This window comes from Streptomyces alkaliphilus, from assembly GCF_014141535.1.
GTDB classification, from domain to species: Bacteria; Actinomycetota; Actinomycetes; order Streptomycetales; family Streptomycetaceae; genus Streptomyces; species Streptomyces alkaliphilus.
Genome location: NZ_VKHT01001333.1, coordinates 1 through 1087 on the forward strand (window position 1 = coordinate 1; position 1087 = coordinate 1087).

Below are 1087 nucleotides of genomic sequence, written 5' to 3' on the forward strand. Positions count from 1 at the left end.
ATACGGGCCCGGACGGGCGGGGAAGGGAGGCGGGGCCCACTATGGTGTTGAATATGAAAATCGCGTTCGTCGGCAAGGGTGGCAGCGGCAAGACCACCCTGTCAGCGCTGTTCGTCCGTCACCTGGCCGCCCGGGGTGTCCCCGTGATCGCGGTGGACGCCGATATCAACCAGCACCTCGGCCCGGCCCTGGGCCTGTCGGACGAGGAGGCCGCCGGCGTTCCGGCCCTCGGTGACCGGCTGCCGGAGCTCAAGGACCATCTGCGCGGGGACAACCCGCGCATCCCCTCCGCCGCCGCGATGATCAAGACCACGCCCCCCGGCTCCGGCTCCCGCCTGTTGCGCCACGACGACCTCGGTCCGGTGCTGGACTCCTGCACCCGCGTGATCGAGGCGGAGAGCGGCTCGATCCGCTTCCTGGCCACCGGCGCCTTCACCGACGAGGACCTCGGCGTCGCCTGCTACCACTCCAAGACCGGCGCCGTGGAACTGATGCTCAACCACCTCGTCGACGGCCGCGACGAGTACGTGGTGGTGGACATGACGGCGGGCAGCGACTCCTTCGCCTCCGGCATGTTCACCCGCTTCGACCTGACCTTCCTGGTGAGCGAACCCACCCGGCGCGGCGTGTCGGTCCACCGTCAGTACCGCGACTACGCACGGGACTTCGACGTGGAGCTGCGGGTCGTGGGGAACAAGGTGCGGGACCCGGAGGACCTGGCCTGGCTGCGCGAGGAGATCGGGGAGGACCTGCTGACCGCCCTGGGGCACTCGGATTGGGTGCGGGCCCTGGAACGCGGTCGTCCGCGCCCCTTCCGGGTGCTGGGCGAGGACGAACGGGCGGTGCTGCGGACCCTGCACGCGGCGGCGGACGCCTCCTGGGAACGGCGCGATCCCGTGCGCTGGACCCGGCAGATGATCCACTTCCACCTGCGGAACGCGGAGAGCTGGGGCAACGAGCGAACGGGTACGGACCTGGCCGCTCAGGTGGACCCGGACTTCGTGCCCGGCGCGACGGACACCCGGGCCGTCCCGCAGCCCGCCTGATCCGGGAAGCCCTCCCGGCACGCCTCCCCCCGGGACGGCCC

General features: G+C 71.5%; 1 protein-coding gene. It reads left to right on the forward strand.

Annotated features, from left to right (window positions below):
• The first annotated feature begins 53 nt into the window (after positions 1 to 53).
• Positions 54 to 1046, forward strand: a complete 993-nt coding sequence (locus tag FNQ90_RS24320; protein ID WP_182608312.1) for an ATP-binding protein — start codon at positions 54 to 56, stop codon at positions 1044 to 1046.
• Positions 1047 to 1087 lie beyond the last annotated feature (41 nt).

Excerpts from the sequence above, each read along its gene's own strand:
- FNQ90_RS24320 (WP_182608312.1), top strand. The coding sequence starts at position 54 with ATGAAAATCGCGTTCGTCGGCAAGGGTGGCAGCGGCAAGACCACCCTG.